17 protein-coding genes are annotated in these 18148 nt (G+C 68.4%); 7 read left to right on the forward strand and 10 right to left on the reverse strand.

The features are described 5' to 3' along the window. Positions 1 to 96 precede the first annotated feature (96 nt). The gene (locus tag ACLBW1_RS02750) at positions 97 to 1821 is read left to right on the forward strand and encodes a TM0106 family RecB-like putative nuclease (protein WP_447809948.1); all 1725 of its coding nucleotides are present in this window, start codon (positions 97 to 99) and stop codon (positions 1819 to 1821) included. Positions 1822 to 2114: 293 nt separating this feature from the next. Beyond that, positions 2115 to 2633 carry an XRE family transcriptional regulator gene (locus ACLBW1_RS02755; protein WP_447809949.1) on the forward strand — a complete coding sequence of 173 codons (519 nt, stop codon included), beginning with the start codon at positions 2115 to 2117 and terminating at the stop codon, positions 2631 to 2633. Here ACLBW1_RS02755 and ACLBW1_RS02760 read toward each other — a convergent pair. From ACLBW1_RS02760 to ACLBW1_RS02775, 4 genes are all read right to left on the reverse strand, one after another. Then, positions 2607 to 3347, reverse strand: a complete 741-nt coding sequence (locus tag ACLBW1_RS02760; RefSeq protein WP_447809950.1) for a TMEM165/GDT1 family protein — start codon at positions 3345 to 3347, stop codon at positions 2607 to 2609. The two genes, ACLBW1_RS02755 and ACLBW1_RS02760, sit on opposite strands and share 27 nt — an antisense overlap. Positions 3348 to 3455: 108 nt before the next feature. Continuing rightward, positions 3456 to 4034 (reverse strand): peptidase, encoded by a 579-nt coding sequence (locus ACLBW1_RS02765; RefSeq protein WP_447809951.1) that lies wholly within the window; start codon positions 4032 to 4034, stop codon positions 3456 to 3458. Positions 4035 to 4273: 239 nt separating this feature from the next. Further along, on the reverse strand, positions 4274 to 4903 hold the full coding sequence (locus ACLBW1_RS02770; RefSeq protein ID WP_447809952.1) for a superoxide dismutase: 630 nt from the start codon (positions 4901 to 4903) through the stop codon (positions 4274 to 4276). A gap of 188 nt (positions 4904 to 5091) precedes the next feature. After that, on the reverse strand, positions 5092 to 5250 hold the full coding sequence (locus ACLBW1_RS02775) for a hypothetical protein (RefSeq protein ID WP_447809953.1): 159 nt from the start codon (positions 5248 to 5250) through the stop codon (positions 5092 to 5094). 253 nt (positions 5251 to 5503) lie between these two features. Between ACLBW1_RS02775 and ACLBW1_RS02780 the strand changes: the two genes are divergently transcribed. From ACLBW1_RS02780 to ACLBW1_RS02795, 4 genes are read left to right on the forward strand one after another with little or no spacing between them, the layout of a single operon-like run. Then, a complete protein-coding gene (locus ACLBW1_RS02780; RefSeq protein WP_447809954.1) occupies positions 5504 to 7036 on the forward strand; it encodes a DUF3375 domain-containing protein in 1533 nt (510 codons plus the stop codon). 2 nt (positions 7037 to 7038) lie between these two features. Beyond that, positions 7039 to 7860, forward strand: a complete 822-nt coding sequence (locus tag ACLBW1_RS02785; protein WP_447811115.1) for a DUF4194 domain-containing protein — start codon at positions 7039 to 7041, stop codon at positions 7858 to 7860. Continuing rightward, on the forward strand, positions 7857 to 11270 hold the full coding sequence (locus ACLBW1_RS02790) for an ATP-binding protein (protein ID WP_447809955.1): 3414 nt from the start codon (positions 7857 to 7859) through the stop codon (positions 11268 to 11270). Before ACLBW1_RS02785 ends, ACLBW1_RS02790 begins: the two co-directional genes overlap by 4 nt. Further along, positions 11267 to 12352 (forward strand): winged helix DNA-binding domain-containing protein, encoded by a 1086-nt coding sequence (locus ACLBW1_RS02795; RefSeq protein ID WP_447809956.1) that lies wholly within the window; start codon positions 11267 to 11269, stop codon positions 12350 to 12352. Before ACLBW1_RS02790 ends, ACLBW1_RS02795 begins: the two co-directional genes overlap by 4 nt. A gap of 13 nt (positions 12353 to 12365) precedes the next feature. Here ACLBW1_RS02795 and ACLBW1_RS02800 read toward each other — a convergent pair whose 3' ends face one another. Genes ACLBW1_RS02800 through ACLBW1_RS02825 form a run of 6 tightly spaced genes read right to left on the reverse strand, consistent with a single transcriptional unit; the run spans position 12366 to position 16966 of the window. Beyond that, positions 12366 to 12842: a nucleoside deaminase gene (locus ACLBW1_RS02800; protein ID WP_447809957.1), complete on the reverse strand. Its 477-nt coding sequence runs from the start codon at positions 12840 to 12842 to the stop codon at positions 12366 to 12368. Positions 12843 to 12862: 20 nt separating this feature from the next. Continuing rightward, a complete protein-coding gene (locus ACLBW1_RS02805) occupies positions 12863 to 13444 on the reverse strand; it encodes a sugar O-acetyltransferase (protein ID WP_447809958.1) in 582 nt (193 codons plus the stop codon). Between the two features lie 46 nt (positions 13445 to 13490). Next, entirely contained in the window at positions 13491 to 14504 is a 1014-nt protein-coding gene (zapE, locus tag ACLBW1_RS02810) for a cell division protein ZapE (RefSeq protein ID WP_447809959.1), read from the reverse strand. Continuing rightward, the gene (locus ACLBW1_RS02815; protein WP_447811117.1) at positions 14501 to 15253 is read right to left on the reverse strand and encodes a VOC family protein; all 753 of its coding nucleotides are present in this window, start codon (positions 15251 to 15253) and stop codon (positions 14501 to 14503) included. Before ACLBW1_RS02815 ends, zapE begins: the two co-directional genes overlap by 4 nt. After that, the gene (locus tag ACLBW1_RS02820) at positions 15253 to 16017 is read right to left on the reverse strand and encodes a maleylpyruvate isomerase family mycothiol-dependent enzyme (protein WP_447809960.1); all 765 of its coding nucleotides are present in this window, start codon (positions 16015 to 16017) and stop codon (positions 15253 to 15255) included. The genes ACLBW1_RS02815 and ACLBW1_RS02820 overlap by 1 nt, the downstream gene beginning before the upstream one ends. Before the next feature lie 25 nt (positions 16018 to 16042). After that, complete coding sequence (locus tag ACLBW1_RS02825; protein WP_447809961.1) at positions 16043 to 16966, reverse strand: LLM class F420-dependent oxidoreductase; 924 nt, start codon at positions 16964 to 16966, stop codon at positions 16043 to 16045. An 80-nt stretch (positions 16967 to 17046) separates the two neighbouring features. Between ACLBW1_RS02825 and ACLBW1_RS02830 the strand changes: the two genes are divergently transcribed. Continuing rightward, positions 17047 to 17913 carry a S49 family peptidase gene (locus ACLBW1_RS02830; RefSeq protein WP_447809962.1) on the forward strand — a complete coding sequence of 289 codons (867 nt, stop codon included), beginning with the start codon at positions 17047 to 17049 and terminating at the stop codon, positions 17911 to 17913. The last annotated feature ends 235 nt before the right edge of the window (positions 17914 to 18148 follow it).

The raw sequence follows: 18148 nt of genomic DNA on the forward strand, positions 1-18148 counted from the left end.
CTGCCATACCAGCATCGCACAGCCGGCGGGCGGTGCCCTCGCGCGGGCGAGGAAGCCCGCGACCGACTCCGAGGTATGCGAAAGGGATGGGTGGAGATGGACGACAGGGTGGCGCTGCGCCGACGCCGTCGGTTCCTCTCCGCGCGTGATCTCAGCGGCTGTGACCATCGCCTCGCGCTGGATGCGGGCGTGGTCCCCGACACCCTCGCGGGCGCTGACTCCACGGTCGCGACCGGTGTCGTCGCACTCACCGACGAACCGGCGGCCGAGGACCCGTCGGTCACCCGACGCAAGGAGGCCGCGACCGCCCACCGGGAGATGGTCGCGGAGATGGTCGAGGGTCTGCACGGCGATCAACCCGGCGCGGTGGTGCGGGTCGACGACGACGACGGGGCCGACCGGGTGGCCGCGACGATGGCGGCGTGCGCCGCCGGCGTCGCCTGGATCCAGAACGCCTCGCTGCCCGCCGATCCCGATGCGGGGATCCGCGGCGGATCCGAACTGCTCGTGCGCGTCGCCGACGGCTACGTGCCGGTGATCGTGGTCAACCACCGTGTCACCGTCGCAGGTGCCTCTCCCGCGAAGGCGGCCTCGGGTTCGGGCGACTCACCGCCGCCGCCTCCGCTCACGAGCCCGCTGTGGACGTGGGCACCGGTACCCGATCCCACCCGTGCGGTCCGACGCCACCGACGCGACCTCTTGCGCCTTGCGCACCTGACCCGACTGCTCGCGCACGCCGGGGTCGGGTCGACCAGTGCGGTCGGCGGTTCGATCGGGCTCGACGCCGACTGCATCGTCGTCCACGACCTGACCGAGACCCTTGCCGGCTACGACGACCTGCTCACCCGTCGCTCGGCGATCGCCTCGGGGGAGTTGGTCACCGGGCCGAGTCGCGTCGGCGAGTGCCGCACCTGCCCCTGGTGGGTGCGGTGTGAACCCGCGTTGGTCGCCACCCGCGACGTGAGCCTGGTGGTCAACGGCTCGCAGGTGACCGCGTTGCGGACCGCCGGGGTGCTGACCATCGACGATCTCGCCGCGTTCGACGGTCCCACGCCACCGGACTGGCCCGGTCGTGCCGATCTCGCCGACGCCGTGACCGCTGCCCGCGCCTGGTTGGCCGGGGTGCCCCTGATCCGCCGCACCGACGAACCCTTCGTCGCGCGGGCCGACGTGGAGGTCGACGTCGACATGGAGTCCTACGGCGAGGACGGCGCCTATCTGTGGGGCACCCTGCTGACCGACCGCACCGACCCGGCACGCGAGGTGGTCTACCGCCCGTTCGTCACGTGGGACCCGCTGCCCACCGACGACGAGGCCCGTTCGTTCGCGGAGTTCTGGGCCTGGCTGATGGACGAGCGCGCCGCCGCCCACGAGGCCGGGCACACGTTCGCCGCCTACTGCTATTCACAGGCCGCCGAGAACCGGTGGCTGCTGGGTTCGGCCCGACGATTCGCGGGTCACCCGGGTGTACCCGAGGTCGGGGAGATCGAACAGTTCATCGGTTCGGCGGAGTGGGTCGACGTCTACGAGGCCGTCGGTGCGAACTTCGTGTGTCCGCACGGCAAGGGCCTGAAGAAGATCGCGCCCGTCGCCGGGTTCTCGTGGCGTGACCCCGAGGCCGGGGGCGAGGCGTCGATGGATTGGTATCGCGTCGCGGTGGGACGCGACGAACCCGCGGGCTCCGACCCCGCCGACGCCGCCGACGGACAGCGGGCGCGCCTCCTGCGCTACAACGAGGACGACGTGTGGGCCACGAAGGTGCTCCGCGAATGGATCGACACCGCTGCGAAGGACGCGATCCCGCACCGCTCGGCTCTGTGAGCCCGATCCGTTTCGACCGTCTGCGCACGCCCCCGGGGGCGTGACGTCCACGTTCGACCACCTTGTCGCTTATACTGTGCGGGACCATGTCGGTGACCGGGGGAAACGGTCGCCACCGGCAGGGTTGTGCGGGGGCGAATCCTCTCGATCCACATCTGGTGACGTCCCGCACCGATTGCACTGAACTCAGTGGGGGTGGGGAAAAGATGTCTGGATCTGTCTCGGGCAAGTCGCGTCCGGACGATCCCGTGTCAGAGGACACGGGGACGTCCGCGGCGACGGACGACGACTCGATGAACGACGGGGCCGAATCGGCAGACGCGGGTCTGTTCGCTCGCCGCCTCGAGGAACTGTTCCGGACGGTGCCGGGTCCCAATGGTCGTGCCTACAGCGCGAAGGCCATCGCCGCGCGGTCGACCGAGCGCGGCTTCCGTCTCGGCGAGTCCTATCTGAGCCAGCTACGGTCGGGCAAGGCGAAGTCGCCGTCGTTCCGGACCGTCGAGGGCATCGCGGCGGCGTTCGGGGTCGACGTGCACTACTTCCTCGAAGACCGTGCGGCACAACGCACTCGGGATCAGATCGAATTGATGCGGCTGCAGGCCGATTCGAGCGTGCAGGTCGCCGCGTTCCGCCTCGCGGGCCTGTCGAGTGACTCGGTGTTCATCGTCGGGGAACTGATCAAGGTCCTGCGCGCGCAGCAGGGACTGCCGGCCGACCCGCCGGATCTGGCGTCGGCACTGGGCAGCTCCGACGGCCGCTCGTCGAATGAGCCCGTACACAGCGGTTTACGGGTGGTCCCGGTCCGTTCCTGACGGCCCGGCGCCTGCGTCGACCGCCACCGGGCCCGCGGCCCGAGCCGCCCGCGACCGGCGGGTGGCGATGATGACGCCGACACCGACGGCGGTGATCACCGCAGCCGCACTGAGTGCGCTGACGGCGACAGTGGTGCTCGCGGAGGCGAGGATGCCCTCGGTGAGAAGCCAGATCGCGAAACCGAAGAACAGCACCGCCGCGCCGAGGGAGATCGCGCGCTCGGGCAACTTCCGTCCGAGCGCCGCGCCCACGATGATCGCCAGCGCATCGGCGGCCACCATGCCCACGGTCGAGCCGATCCACACACCGACCCAGTTGTGGTCGGTGGACAGCGTGATGGTCGCCAACATCGTCTTGTCACCGAGCTCGGCGAGGAAGAACGACGACATCACCGCGAACATCACCGACGCCCCGGTTCGGGCGGCGCGGCTCGACTCGTCGTCGTCGAGCTCGTCGCCACGGACGGTCCACAGTCCGAAGATCAGCATGGCGAGACCGCCGACGATGGTGATCAGGTCCGACGGGATCGACAGCCCCAGGTAGTGGCCGACCACCACCGACACGAGGTGGACGGCGGTGGTGGCGACGGTGATGCCGAGCAGGACGACCCACCAGCGGTAGCGGATCGCGTAGGTCATCGCCATCAGCTGCGATTTGTCGCCGAGTTCGGCGATGAAGATGACGCCGAAGCTGATCATCAGGGCGGAGAGCATGACTGAGACGGTAGAGGGATCCGGCGGGGCCGGCAACAGTTACCCGACCCTCATAAGCCCAGTTCGGAGGCCCTTTCCGGATGATTTCGGTGACCCGTGCGAGAAGGTTCAGGCGGCCAGCAACATCGCCAGGACGGCGGTGTCGGGGTCGGAGTTCGGGTCGACCCCGATCTGGTTGCGCAGCGTGACCACCGTCCCGTCGGCCTCCGCCTCGGCCCAGCCCGCGCGGTGCTCGAGGCCCAGTTCCGGGACGCCGGGCAGCAGGACGCACCCCGAGGCGACCTCGGAGCACTCCGGCAACGACGGCCGCGTCTGCGACGGCGGGTGCAGCATCACCAGGGCCGGCGGGTGCCCGCGCAGCCCGGAGCGGTCGGGGCCGCCATGGCCGAGAACCGCGATGAAGTCGTCGCTGAAGACGCTGCCCATCGCGAGCATCATCCCCACCGTGCCCGGCTCACACTCGTCGGGACGGTCCTCCACCACGCCGAAGATGGTGGTGGTCTGCAGGAGGCCGGGACGGCAGGCGATCCGCACCGAGGCGACGAGGGTCTGGGTCCATTCCAGGGTGGTGTCGGGCCAGCGTCCGGAGATCAACATGCCACCGAGGCGGCCGTCGCGGTGGAACGGGGTGAGGCCGATGGGGATCGCCGCGGCGGACCGTCGCGCCGGACCGATGTCCTCGTTCATGAGGCCTCCCTCGCTCGTCTGACCTGAGCATCATCGACCCCGGAGCCGCCCACAACCCGAACCGGGGACTGCGCAGCGCAGCGTTACACGATGTTTGCCCTACCGAGACAAGGAAGAAGGCGGACAAGGGAAGAGGGCGGACAGAGGAAGAAGGCGCGAGCAAGAGAGTGGGTACGAAAAAGGCCACCGACTCTCGTCGGTGGCCCTTCTCGGTATGCGTGGGGTCGACCCCCGGGGCATCACGCCCCGACGATGAGTCCCTTGCCCTGGCTCTGCGCCTTGGCGAAACGCTCGCCGGCGTCGGCCCAGTTGACGACGTTCCACCACGCCTTGACGTAGTCCGGCTTCACGTTCTGGTAGTCGAGGTAGAAGGCGTGCTCCCACATATCCAGCATCACGATCGGCACGAGGCCCACCGAGGTGTTGCCGTGCTGGTCGGTCAGCTGCTGGATGACCAGCTTGCCCTCGATGGTGTCGAAGCCGAGGATCGCCCAGCCGCTGCCCTGCAGCGTGGTCGCCGCGGCGGTGAAGTGCGCCTGGAACTTGTCGAAGCCGCCGAACTGATCGTCGATGGCGGCTGCGAGATCGCCCTCGGGCTTGTCGCCACCGTTGGGGGACAGGTTCTTCCAGAAGATCGAGTGGTTGGTGTGGCCACCGAGATGGAAGGCGAGATTGGCCGAGAGCTGGAAGACCTTGTCGGCGATGGTGCCGTCTTCGCGCGCGGCGGCGGCCTTCTCGAGGGCGGTGTTGACGCCCTTCACGTAGGTGGCGTGGTGCTTGCTGTGGTGCAGCTCCATGATCCTGCCGGAGATGTGCGGCTCCAGTGCCGCGTAGTCGTAATCCAGATCCGGCAAGGTGTATTCAGACACGTTGTTCCTCTCCTCGGGCTTCATACCCGTGTGATGTTCCTCTACCGTATCCAGCCTTACGCAGTGCTGGGGTGAATGCAACAGCCGTCGACGATTCCACCTCAACCGCGGTTCAGGTTTCGGTTGGGCGAGAAATGTGCTGTGAGCTGCCGAGATTCCGGACTCTGCGGGCCACCGGCCCTGTCAGGTCAGAGAAGGAAGAGAGCCACCAGGACCACGACCAACGCGGCGATGCTGATGCTGATCGCGACACACCGTCCCCGGATGTCGACGGTCTCCTCGCGCCACACCGAGGGCGCCCGACGGGAGACGTTCCGATGGGAATCGGAATTCGTGTGGGTTGCCACCACGGTCTCCTTGTCGTCGTCGAGGGAGTGAGAACGGTCACAGACCGCCCGTTGCCCCGACTATAAGCACGCCGACGAGACATCTCAAATCGATGGTCGACGGATGGCGCGAGACCTCACCCATCCCGCCTGTCACACGCTGTCCACAGGGCGGCGAACGGGTGCGCTCGAGCGGGTGCGAGGCCACTATCCTCGCCGGAGACGTCGGACGATCTCGACGGAGACAACTTCCTCGACCGGTGAAGGCGGTGACATGGCGGTCGGCTCCACCCCCGCGGGTTCCGCGGCCGCCCTGCACGCGGCGTTCACCGAGAGCGCCGATGCCGACGTCACCCTTCGGCTGCTGCGGTCGCGCAGCGCGATGGTGCACCTCGCGCTTATGGCCGCGCGCCTCGGCGACGGCCAGGTCGACGGCGACCACCTCGCCGCGGGGCTCACCCACGACATCGCCGCGCTGTCGTCGCACTGGACCGACCGCGACGTAGCCGTCCCGACGGCAGAGGAACTGCTCGACCTGTGGACGCGTCGAGGGTTCGTCGCCCGCACCCTCGACGCCGATCGGCACATCGAGCGTTACCAGCTGACGCGGGGCGCGACCACGGCCCTGGCCCAGGTGCAATCGGTGCGACACGACCGTTCGGTCGCCACCCAGACGGCGATGGAGATGGTGATCGGTCGACTGTCGAACATCGCGGTCGCCATCAATCCCGATCCCGGTGAACACATCCGCGACATCGATGCGAAGATCGCCGAATTGACCGCCCGCCGAGCCGAACTGGCCGCGGGTGCGGTCCCCACCGTCGATGCGCGGCGGGTGTTCGACGACATCCGCATGGTCACCTCGCTCGCCGAACGGATGCCGGCCGACATCATCGGCTACGGCGAGAAGCTCCGCGAGAACTCGCGGGAGTTGCTCACCGGTGGTCTCGACGAGCGAGCCGGTGCTTACGCCGACGCGCTCAACCGCATGTTCGACGGGCACGACGAACTGCACCGATCCGCCGAGGGCAGCGCTTTCGACGCCTTTTACACCCTGATCTCCGATCATCGTCTGCGCGACGACCTCGAACGACACATCGACGCGATCCTCGCCGCGCTCCCGGATCTCCCGCGCGACCAGGCCGACATCCTCGGTCGCTTCATCGACCGCATGCGGGACGAGGTGCAGCACGTCGACGAGATCCGCGGACAGGTGTACCGACGCATCAACACCTTCGTCAAAGGTGGTGACTTCCTGCACTACCGGGCGCTCCGCGAACAGATCGGCGAGGCGCAGCGCGCGGCCGCGGCGGCCTTCGAACAGGTGAGTGCGGGCCGCGACATGGGTATCGAGGTGCCGATGGGTGTGGCCGACACGAACTCGATCGGCGCGGTGTCGTTGCACGACGGCGTGATCGAGATCCCCGACGGTGTCGAGGCGTCGGCCGGCGAGATCGACATCGATCCGGCCGCGCTGGTCGGCACCGAGACCATCGACTGGCAGGCGCTGACCGATGCGATCAACGTCTCGGTCACCACCGGTGTCGCCGATCTGCCGGAGGTGTTGTCCCGCATCGACTCCCCGCGCGTGGGCGACGTGGTGGGCGTGTGGTCGCTGGCGCAACGACACGGCGCGGTCGACACCTCGCGTCCGGCGATGACGGTCGGCGCGCACACGGCGCGTGGCGTCCGGGAGATCTCGGTTCCGGCCATCGTGTTCACCGAACCCATGCCCGAACCCGTGGTCACCGCAGTCGACCCGGCGGTGCACCTGCTCGACGACCTGACCGGGGGAACACCAGCGTGACCATGGACAACCAGGCCGGTGCGGACGCCGTAACACCGGTGCCCGAGGCCGGTGACGACCTGTTCGTCGACAGTCCCGACGCCGAGGCGTCGCCGTCGGTCGACCTGTCGCACTTCAGCTTCGACGGCACCGAACCGCTCGGAGACATCGGTCAGCGCCGCACCGAACCCCGTTTCGACGGCGACACCTCCGAGCTGCCCGCGCCGGTCTGCTACGCCCTGCAGGAGCTCGTCGCCGCGGCCCACGTCAGCGGCAAGTCACGCAACTGGCGCGCCATCGAGGCGAACGAACAGATCATCCGTTCGCGTCTGTCGGAGCTCAACCTGGTGCTCGAGATCGACACCGAACACCGCTACGCGTTCACCCGCCAGGTCACCGAATCCGACCCCCGCCAACGCAACATCCTGCGCGCGTCCACCCTGACCCTCGCCGCGTCGGTGCTCGCGCTGTTCCTGCGCCAGAAGTACCTGACCAGTGTCGACGAGTCGGCGACGGTCGAGCGCACCGAGATGGTCGACCACATGCTCACCTACAAACCCGTCCGCGACACCGACGAGGCCGGGTTCATCCGTCGCGTCGACGCCGCGATCAACGTGCTGGAGAACCGCAAGATCATCCGGGCCCTTCCCGGCACCGACCGCTATGCCATCCACGGCGTGATCGCCGCGCTGTTGACGCCCGAGCAGGTCGAGTCGTACACCCGCGCCTACCGCGTCCTCGCCGGCGACGACCCCAGTCCCGATCTGGCTGAACTCGACGGGGCCGAACTGGATGGGGCCGATCCGAACACACCCGACACCACCGAGGACGAGGACGAGCAGTGACCGACACCCTCGAACAGACCGCCACCGGCGCGCGCCGCACGGTCGCGATAGGCCAGTTCCGACTCACCCGGATCCAGCTCGTCAACTGGGGAACCTTCCACGGCTACAAGGACTTCCCCATCGACGAGCGCGGCGTGTTGCTCACCGGGCCGTCGGGGTCGGGCAAGTCGTCGCTGATGGACGGACACTCGGTGGTGCTGCTGCCCACCTACGACCAGGGTTTCAACGCCTCGGCCGACCTCACCGCCAAGGGTGCGAAGCGCGCCGCGCGGTCGATGGCCGACTACGTGCGCGGGGCGTGGGCGGAGAACGACGACGAGTACAACCAGTCGCAGGTGCAGTACCTGCGCGGCACGGGAGCGACGTGGTCGGCGATCGCCGCGACGTACGACAACGGCGCCGGATCGGTGACGACTGCGGTGGCCATCAAGTGGTTCCCCGGCTCCGGCAACGACGGCGTCGCGTTGCGCTCCTGGTACCAGTTGCACCCCGGCGACGCCGACCTGCTGTCGCTCAACGACTGGGCGGCCAGTGGATTCGACATCCGCGCCTACCGCGCCGCGCATCCCGAGGTCGCCTGTTTCGACGTGCAGAGCGCCTACTCCGAGGCCTTGCGTCGCCGCGTGGGCATCGGGAACTCCACGGCGGCCCTGGCCCTGATGGGCAAGGCCAAGGCGATGAAGAACGTCGGGGACCTCAACCTCTTCATCCGCACCTACATGCTCGACCGACCCGAGACCTACGCCAAGGCGCAGCGACTCGTCGAGAACTTCACCCAGCTCGACGAGGCCTATCAGGCCGCGGCGCGAGCGCACGCCCAGGAGAAGGTGCTGCGCCCGATACCCGATGCGTGGCAGGCATATTGCGGTGCCGAGGAGTCCACCACCCGTGCCGCCGAGCTCCTCGGGCCGCCGATGCGCGCGTTCATGCGCGAACACCGGGTCGCGTTGCTTCAGGCCAAGCTCGACTCGATCGAGGACCAGCGGACCGCCCTCGACAACGAGGTCGCCTCGTGGGAGAACATCGCCGACGAACGCGAGGACCGACACACCTCGCTGCGTGATCAGCTCACCGTCGACAAGGGCGAGCTCACCTCGCTCGAGGCCGAACTCAAGTCGTTCGAGGCGCAGGTGACCGCGCGCAATCGCGCCTACGAACGGTATGCGGCGGTGGTGGCGCGCATCGGCGAGAACACCCCCGAATCGCACGAAGAGTTCGCCGCGCTGCGGGACCGCGCCCCGCAGATCGGGCGCGCCGCACGGGAGGCCGCGGCGTCGCTGTCGGCGCGTGCGCACCCGGTGTTCAGCGCCGAGACCGACGCCCGTCGCGAGCACGAGGCGGTACTCGAGGAACTGACCACGCTGACCGCACGACGTTCGCTGCTCCCGCGCGACGCCTTGGCCCAGCGCGACGCCATCGCCGCCGGCACCGGTGTCGCCCCGCACGATCTCCCGTTCGCCGCCGAACTCGTCGAGGTCGCGCCCGAGCACCGCGACACCTGGGCCGGTGCCGCCGAACGCGTGCTGCGCAGCCTCGGCATGACGCTGCTCGTGCCGCAGGAACACCGCACGCGCGTCACGGATTTCGTCAACGCCACCAACCTCGGCGGGGTGCTGGAGTTCCGGGCCTTCGACACCGACGCCACCGTCACCGACCCGACACCGGGAACCCTGGCCGCGGTCATGACGGTCGACACCGCCCACCCCGCCGGGCCGTGGCTCACCGGCGTCGTCGCCCGCTCGGCCGCGCACGTCTGTGTCGGTACCCCGGTCGAGCTGGACCGCCACGAGCTGGCGGTGACCCCGCAGGGCCTCGTCAAGGCCGGTCGCGACCGCTACCGCAAGGACGACCGTCGACGTGTCGACGATCGCACCCACTGGATCTTCGGCACCAACACCGATGGCAAGCGCGCCGCACTGGAGGAGTCGCTCGTCGGATTGCAGGCCCGATTCGACGAGGCGCGTCAGGCCTCACAGGACATGCGGGACCTGTTGGAGGACAACCGCGAACGCGCCAAGGCCGCTGAGGCTCTGGCCGCCTACGGTTCGTGGACCGAGCTCAACTGGTGGTCGTCGCGCCGCGACGCCGACGAGCTGAACCAGCGCATCGAGGCCGTCCGCGGCAACCGGGTCGATCTCGCCGAGCTCGAGGAGCAGGTCGACATCGCGCGGGCCGACTGGCGTGAGGCGGTCGCGCGGGTGGGCGCGATCAACGACCAGCTGCGTCACATCGGATCCGACTGGGACCGCTGGCTCGCCGAACTCGAGCAGTCCACCGACGCCGACGCCATCAGCGACGACGACCGCGACTACCTCTCGAGCGTGTTGACGACGGTGCTGGAGGGCAGCGGCAAGGAACTGTCGATCGAGACCTACGGCGAGGTGCGATCGGATCTGCGCAACGCCCTCGAGGCGGTGCAGGCCGACGCCAACGCCGACCGCGACAGCGCCGAGAACCGTATCGTGCGCGCCGCCGAGGCGTTCGTCCGTGAATGGCCCTCCGCCGCCAACAATCTGACACCCACCATCGAGTGCGCACAGGATCTGGTGTCGATCCACGCCGGACTGGTCGACCACGGACTGGCCTCCACCCAGGAACGGTTCCGGCAGCTCATCACCACCGACATCTCCCACTCGGTGTCGAACCTCTACAAGGAGATCGGCGACACCAACAAGCGGATCCGACGCGGTATCGCAGAGGTCAACAGCGGTCTGCGTCGAGTCGACTTCAACACCGGCACCTACCTGCAGATCGCGGTGCAGCACAACCCGACCGAGGAGGCGACCGAGTTCGCCCGCATCGTCGACGCGATGATGCGCGACGCCCCCGCGGCCCGGGCCGGCGACGGTGTGGTGTTGGCGCGGCAGTTCTACCGCATCAAGAACCTCATCATCGCGCTCACCGCCACCGATGCCGAGGGGAAGCGGTGGTGCGACAACGTGCTCGACGTCCGCAACAGCTACTTCTTCTACGGTAAAGAGCTGGCACGGCCGGTCGCCGGGGAAGAGGCCGACGACGATGCGCCGCCGGTGCACACCTACCGCAACACCGCCACCAATTCCGGTGGTGAGCAGGAGAAGCTCGTCGCCTTCTGTCTCGCTGCGGCCCTCAGCTTCTCGTTGAGCAGTCCCGACGATCACCGGCCGGGGTTCGCGCCGCTCATGCTCGACGAGGCGTTCAGCAAATCCGATGAGACGTTCAGCAGTCAGTCGCTGCGGGCGTTCGAACAGTTCGGGTTCCAGCTGATCATCGCCGCACCCATCCGGATGGCGGGCATCGTCGAGCAGTTCATCGGTCAGGTGATCCTGGTGGACAAGCGGATCGGGCCCGACGGCGCTCGGTCGGACGCCCGCACCGCGACGTTCGGCGAGATCGCCTCGGCACGCCCACCGGCGGTGACACGGCGATGACGTCGTCGGATCGGATCTCGCTCGAGCAGTGGAACCGGACCGTGCTGACCCGCCAACACCTCCTCGAGCGCGTCGACGACGACGCCGTGGAGGTTCTCGACCGCTGCGTGGGTCTCCAGAGTCAGGATCCACGGGCGGCGTTCTTCGGATTGTTCTCCCGTGTGGTCGATTTCGATCCCGCGGAGCTCGACGCATTGATGCTCGATCGCGAGGTGGTGCGGATGGCGTTGCTGCGCAGCACCGTGTTCTGCATCGATGCCGCCGATGCGCGCTGGATCCGGCCCCTGGCCCAGCCGACCCTCGACACCGAACTCCGCACCAACCACCTGCGCACCGTGGTCGCCGCCGACCCCGCCGCGGTGACCGAGCGTGCTCGAGAACTGTTGACCGGCAGGGAACTGTCGACGAAGGCGCTCGGTGCCGCCCTGGTGGAACGCTTCCCCGGCGAATCGGCATCGACGCTCTGCGCGATCGCCCGGTGCACCCTGCCGCTCGTCCAGGTGCCACCGCGCGGTCTGTTCGCCGGGAGTGGCGCCACGACCTACCGACTCTTCGACGAGTGGATCGGTCCCGGCGACCCCGCGGTCACCGGCGACGAGGCCGTCAAAGACCTCATCCGGCTGTACCTGCGTGGATTCGGACCCGCGACCGTCGCCGGTGTGCAGAGCTGGTCGGGGCTCACCCGACTCCGTGGGCCCATCGAGGCGATGGAACGCGACTGGGAACTCAACCGGTTGACCGGCCCCGACGGTGAGGAGCTGTTCGACCTCGACGGGCTCGACATCGCCTCGGCCGACGAGCCCGCCCCGGCACGTCTGCTCGCTCCGTTCGACAACGTGGTGGTCGCGCAGGCCGACCGGCGACGGGTGATCGACGAGGGCGTCTACAAGGCGATGGCGACCCCGAACGGTCGGATGCCCGGGTTCGCGATGGTCGACGGTCGCGTGGTCGGATCATGGCGTATCGACGCGAGCGGCATCGTGTCCGTCGAGTACCTCACCGACGTACCCGCCTCTCGCAGAAAGGCTCTCGACGCCGAGGCCGAGGCGGTGTCGCAGTTCGCACGGCGGTCCACCGCCTGAGGACCGCGAGTTCTTAGGCGTTCGCCTCGCGGTGCAACCTGGCCATCTCGGCGGCGAACATCTCCACGGGACCCTCGACGGGCAGATGCGGCGCGACGGCCTCGATCGCGAGCGGCGCCACCGGTGACGCGGGCGCACCCCATTCCCGCAGCCAGCCGGTGAGCTGCGCGGACGACACCGCGTAGACGATGCGACCGAGCCCGACCCACGCGTGCGCGGCCGCGCACATCGGACAGTGCTCGCCGGAGGTGTACACCGATGACCGGGCCCGGTCGTCGGGCTCCATGTTCTCGACCGCCCAGAGTGCGATCGCGAGTTCCGGATGGCGCGTCGCGTCGCCACCGCCGACCCGATTGCGGTCCTCGAAGATCCGGCGACCCCCGGCATCGACCAGCACCGAACCGAACGGCTCGTCGCCCGCGATCAGCGCGTCGCGGGCCAACTCGACGCAGCGGCGCAGATGGAGGACATCGTCGTCGGAGATCGCCATGACGTCACACTAGATCGCCGTCAGCGCTGTTCGAGTCCGCCTTCGGGATTGGTGAGTCGTACGACCCTGGCGGGCGAGCCCACGGCGACCGCGTTGTCGGGGATGTCGGACACCACAACACTGCCGGCGCCGATGACGGCGTTCCGACCGATGGTGACTCCGGGACAGACGGTTACCGAGGCCGCCAGCCAGGAGTTCTCGCCGATGGCGATCGGTGCAGCACGTTCCCAGCCCTGTCGGCGACGAGCGTGGTCGTCCACGGGGTGAAGGGCGGTGACGAGGGTCGCGCCCGGCCCGACGCGAACATTCGCGCCGAGCGTGATGGGCGCATCGTCCATGAAGAAGGCGTGGCCGTTCACGAACACGTTGTCGCCCAGTGTGATCTGCGAGCCGTAACTACAGGAGAACCGGGGGACGATCACGACTTCGGCGCCGACCGCTCCTGCGAGGAGGCGGATCACACGGTCTCGGCTGCCGTCATCGGAACCGCGGGCGGCATGGAACTCGTCGAGCAACTCGGCACACCGCCGCCGTTGTTCGCGAAGGTCGTCATCATCGAGGTACCACTCGCCGCTCGATAACCGGTCGGCCTGTTCTCCCACCGGCCGACCATAACCCGGGAAAACCGCGTTCCGCGGAACGCGGTTCTCATTCGTCGAGGTGCAACAGCTGCATCCGGCTGGCCATTCTGGAGGCGTCGGGCCGCATGGTGACCGCAGATGTGAGGAATTCGTCGATGGTGTGAACGGAACAAAATGTCGTGCGCACATCGCGGTCGACGAGGATGTCGATCAGATTGATGAACCGCTGCTGAGATTCGGATCCCATCGCGCCGAACCGCGGTATATCGAGGATTGTCCACCGCTGGAAAGTCTTTGCCCAGTGGACGTACTCGATGGTCGACAGCGGTGAACCGCAGATCTGCTCGAAGGTGATCGTCAGATGGTCATCGTCGGTGGTGACCGCCTGGAATGTGCGTCCGCCGAGGCGGAGGGATGTGGAGTTCGTCCGCGCAAAGCCATCGTCGGAGGATGATGAGATCCACGCTCCGGCCGAGAAGCCCCCGAGGCCCGGCCGGTGCTTGGTGCGGTAGTCGACGGCGCTGGACAGATGGTGGATCGCGAGGTTCCCAGTGATCAGGGCGATCCCGTCCTCCATGGTGTGGTGCCACACCGGGTTCGGCAGCAAGTCATTCGGGGCATAGTTCGAGGTCACGATGAGCGTTGAGTCGTGATTCAGGACATGCTCGAGAAGTCGGGTGAACAATCGGGCATCGCCGGGATCGTGAATGTGCAACTCGTCGAACACGAACAGCCCACCCGAACCGATGATGTCGCCGAATGCGCGATCAACCGCCCGGAACTTGTTCTGCTCGCGATGGACACGCGCGTGCAAGCGTTGAAAGAACTCGTGCGAGTGCGCTCGTGTCTTCGGTCCGGGTGCGGCCTCGAAGACTGCGTTCGCGATCCACGACTTGCCCCGCCCCGGAGGTCCGTGGACGTAGGTGCCGAAAAGATCTGCCGAACGTCGTCTTCGCGCCTTCTGCGTGGACACGTCCGCGAGGTGGCCGAGGAGCAGGCGCTGATCGACGTCGAGTGTGAATCCACTCCGCTCGGCTGCCTCCTCGACAGCTTCGGCGATCTGCTCGCGCGCCGCGGTCACGAAGGCAGTTCGCCGGTCCGGGGGTTGCGTGCGGTGATGCAGTACGGCCGCCCGGTGGGGTCGGCCATCACGGTCCAGTCTCCGTGGTCGGCGACGACCTCGGCGCCCCAGTCCTCGTGCCGGGCGACCTCTTCGGCGGGATGGGTGCTGGCGAGGTCGACGTGACCGGCGATGGCCCCGGAATGGGTCGACTGCAACAGGATCCGCACGGCGAGATGCTTCGGCCGGACCAGGTGACGGAACTCCGGTCGGCCACCGCCGACGACCTCCCAGCCGGTCAACGCCTCCCAGAACGCGCACTCGCGATCGAACCGTCGCGCGGGGATGTCGATCGACACCTGGTCGATGATGCTGATGGTGTCGCCGGGCCATCGGATGGGTCGCGACTTGCGGCTCTGGCCCTGCCACACCACCAGGCAGAACACGAACCCCGCCGGCGAGGTCATGGTGATGCAGTCATCGGCCCACGAGACGACGGCTGCGCCGATCTCCTGGGCGCCGGCGGCGGAGGCGACGATGTCGTCGACCGCGAGATCGAGGTGCACCCCGCCGACACCGTGATCGATCCGCTGGACCAGCAGGTGTGGATCGCCGTTGAACGGCTCGAGCGACGCGAACTGTCGCTTGTCGCCGCGCGGCGGTGAGACGGTGCTGCCGGCGATCGCGCGCCAGAACGTGACCTCGTCACCGAACTCGTCGGCGGGGAAGTCCAACACGGCCGACAGCCAGCGCACCTCGGCGACAGCCATCAGCGCACCCGATGCCGGGCGCGCCACCGCTCGAGGGTGGTTGCGTCGCCGGACACGTCGATCTCGTCGCCGCGATTCCACAGCCCGAGATAGAGGACGGCGGCGCTGCCCCGCCATCGTGCGGCCGGCGACTCCGGTACGCCCTCGGTGACGGTGAGCGCCTCCGCCGACACCGAGAGGGTCCAGGCGTCGTCGGTGTCCGTCGTCTCGACGCCGATCGTCAGCAGCTCGCCGTCGTACAGCTTCGACCGGCCGCGAGGGGCGAACCGGACCAGCAACTCGTCGAGTCCGTCGGCGGCGAGGACGGGATCGATGCCCAGGTCCGCGGCGCTCGGCAGCGAACCGTGTTCGGCGGCAACGGCATCGACGGCGTGGATGGTGGTCTCGTGGGCCTGGCGGCGGGTCCAGAACTCGAGCGGGGTCCGGCCGGTCTCCATGAACACCCATGCCGCGACGTCGGGATCGGCCGCAGCGAGCGAATCGAGCAACTCCTGTGCGCCGGCGTCGAGCCAGTCATAGAGGTCGGCCGGCGCCACGCGGTCGAGGACGTCGGACTCCGATGCGAACGGCGCATCGATGCCCAGGATCTGTGCTTGCGCCCATCGGTGCACCATCCCCTGGTGCGCCACGAGATCGGCGACCGTCCACTCGGGACATGTCGGCACGAGCGCGGTGAGACCGGCGGTACGCGACGACGCCGACAACCGGTGCGTGGCCGCGCCGATCACGGAACGGAACTCGTCGATGGTCGGCCCGGCGGACATGCCGATCAGTGTGGCATGACGCGTGTCACAACTGGGGGAGTACCTGTGCGGCCACGAGTTCGAGGTGGTCGAGATCGGAGAGATCCAGCGTCTGCAGGTACATACGTGTCACGCCGATGTCGGCGAACCCGCCGATGGTGTCGACGATCTGTGCGGGGGTCCCGGCGAGTCCGGATGCCCGCAGCTCGTCGACGTCGCGTCCGATCGCCTCCGCCCGGCGTGCGACCTCGGCGTCGTCGCGACCACAGCACAGCACCTGCGCCGCCGAGTGCGAGATGGGCGCCGATCGCTCGACCGTCGCGCAGGTCTCGTCGATGCGACGGTGCAGCGGGGCGGCGTCGGCCGCGGTCATGAACGGCGTGTTGAACTCGGCGGCGAACCGCGCCGCGAGCGCAGGCGTCCGCTTCTTGCCCGAACCGCCGATGATGATCGGCGGACCGGGCTGCTGCGTCGGCTTGGGCAGCGCGGGCGACTCGGTGAGCTGGTAGTGCTTGCCGTCGAAGGTGAACCGGTCGCCGACCGGCGTGGCCCACAGGCCGGTCACGATCGTCAGGTACTCCTCGAGACGATCGAACCGCTCGCCGAGGGCGGGGAACGGGATGCCGTAGGCCGAGTGCTCCTCGGCGTACCAGCCCGCCCCGATCCCGAACTCGATGCGGCCACCCGACATCGCGTCGACCTGCGCGACCGAGATGGCCGTCGGGCCGGGGAGCCGGAAGGTCGCCGAGGTGACCAGCGTCCCCAGGCGGACGGTGCTGGTCTCCCGGGCGATGCCCGCGAGGGTGATCCATGCATCGCTGGGCCCGACCCCGTCGGGCACGTTCATCGCCAGGTAGTGGTCGGATCGGAAGAAGCCGGTGAACCCGGCCGACTCGGCGGTGGTGGCCACCGCGAGCAGTTCGTCGTAGGTGGCACCCTGCTGGGGCTCGGTGAAAATGCACGTCTCCATCACCCCAGCATGCCCCCTACAGTGGCTCTCATGGACAGCACTGGTGGGAGCGGTACACAGGCGCCCGGCGGACACCGACGATGACCGATCGGTGCCTCCCCCGGTTGCTGCGCCGCCTGCGGCCGCCGCAGGGCGATCGTGTCGCGGTGGTGCGGCTCGAGGGCCACATCGGATCGGTGGGTGTCGGTCGTGGTGGCATCACCGCCGACGGTGTCGAGGGCGTGCTCAAGCGCGCGTTCACCGGAGACCGCGTGAAGGCGGTGGTGCTGGTGATCAACTCGCCCGGGGGTTCGCCCGCCCAATCGGAGTACATCGCCGAACGGATCCGCCAGCTCGCCTCGGAGAACGGTGTCCGGGTGTTGGCGTTCTGCGAGGACGTCGCGGCGTCGGGTGGCTACTGGATCGCCTGCGCCGCCGACGAGATCTTCGCCGCCCGGACGTCGATGGTCGGGTCGATCGGCGTGGTGTCGTCGGGCTTCGGGGCGACCGAACTGATCGACCGCGTCGGCCTCGAGCGCCGCATCTACACCGCGGGCGCGAACAAGGCCCGCCTCGACACCTTCTCGCCGGAGAAGGAGGAGGACGTGGCGTGGCTCGCCGGGATCCAGGGCGATCTGCACGCCGCGTTCATCGCCTGGGTGCGGCAGCGTCGCGGCCCGAAACTGCAGGGCGACGACGCGACGCTGTTCAACGGAGACGTCTGGATCGGACGCAAGGCGGTCGACGTGGGGCTCGTCGACGCGGTGGGTGTGCTGCGGTCGGTGATCGCCGAGCGGTACCCCGACGCCGACGTCGAGGTGATCACCCCACCCAAGCCGCTGCTCGCGCGGTTGACCGGTGGACAGGTCGGGGCCGCGGCCACCATCGACGGCATGGTCGACGGGGTGGTGACCGGCGCGCTGTCAGCGGCCGAGAAACGATCACGATGGTCCGCCTTCGGCCTCTGACTCAGCCTGTGAATAGGTACGCGCGTGAGGAAATCCATCCACAGGGGTGACCTTTCCCCGCAGGCCCGGGCATGTTCTCGACGACCCTCAAGCTGTGGATGAGGTTGTGGAAACTGTGGACAACTGGCCGTTCTGTGCACTTCGACGTGAGCCAGGTCACGATTTTCGTGCAGATGGCACGATTTTGTCCGCGGTTCTGAAGACCCGATTGCAGACTTCGCGCACGCGACCAGCG

The organism is Williamsia sp. M5A3_1d (genome assembly GCF_053345315.1).

What these genes read in the sequence shown, in the direction of transcription:
- ACLBW1_RS02760 (WP_447809950.1), bottom strand. Translation starts at nt 3,347, where the DNA reads ATGCTCTCCGCCCTGATGATCAGCTTCGGCGTCATCTTCATCGCCGAA.
- ACLBW1_RS02815 (WP_447811117.1), bottom strand. Translation starts at nt 15,253, where the DNA reads ATGGCTGTCGCCGAGGTGCGCTGGCTGTCGGCCGTGTTGGACTTCCCC.
- ACLBW1_RS02780 (WP_447809954.1), top strand. Translation starts at nt 5,504, where the DNA reads ATGGCGGTCGGCTCCACCCCCGCGGGTTCCGCGGCCGCCCTGCACGCG.
- ACLBW1_RS02750 (WP_447809948.1), top strand. Translation starts at nt 97, where the DNA reads ATGGACGACAGGGTGGCGCTGCGCCGACGCCGTCGGTTCCTCTCCGCG.
- ACLBW1_RS02830 (WP_447809962.1), top strand. Translation starts at nt 17,047, where the DNA reads ATGACCGATCGGTGCCTCCCCCGGTTGCTGCGCCGCCTGCGGCCGCCG.
- ACLBW1_RS02765 (WP_447809951.1), bottom strand. Translation starts at nt 4,034, where the DNA reads ATGAACGAGGACATCGGTCCGGCGCGACGGTCCGCCGCGGCGATCCCC.
- ACLBW1_RS02800 (WP_447809957.1), bottom strand. Translation starts at nt 12,842, where the DNA reads ATGGCGATCTCCGACGACGATGTCCTCCATCTGCGCCGCTGCGTCGAG.
- ACLBW1_RS02755 (WP_447809949.1), top strand. Translation starts at nt 2,115, where the DNA reads ATGAACGACGGGGCCGAATCGGCAGACGCGGGTCTGTTCGCTCGCCGC.
- ACLBW1_RS02825 (WP_447809961.1), bottom strand. Translation starts at nt 16,966, where the DNA reads ATGGAGACGTGCATTTTCACCGAGCCCCAGCAGGGTGCCACCTACGAC.
- ACLBW1_RS02820 (WP_447809960.1), bottom strand. Translation starts at nt 16,017, where the DNA reads ATGTCCGCCGGGCCGACCATCGACGAGTTCCGTTCCGTGATCGGCGCG.
- ACLBW1_RS02785 (WP_447811115.1), top strand. Translation starts at nt 7,039, where the DNA reads ATGGACAACCAGGCCGGTGCGGACGCCGTAACACCGGTGCCCGAGGCC.
- ACLBW1_RS02795 (WP_447809956.1), top strand. Translation starts at nt 11,267, where the DNA reads ATGACGTCGTCGGATCGGATCTCGCTCGAGCAGTGGAACCGGACCGTG.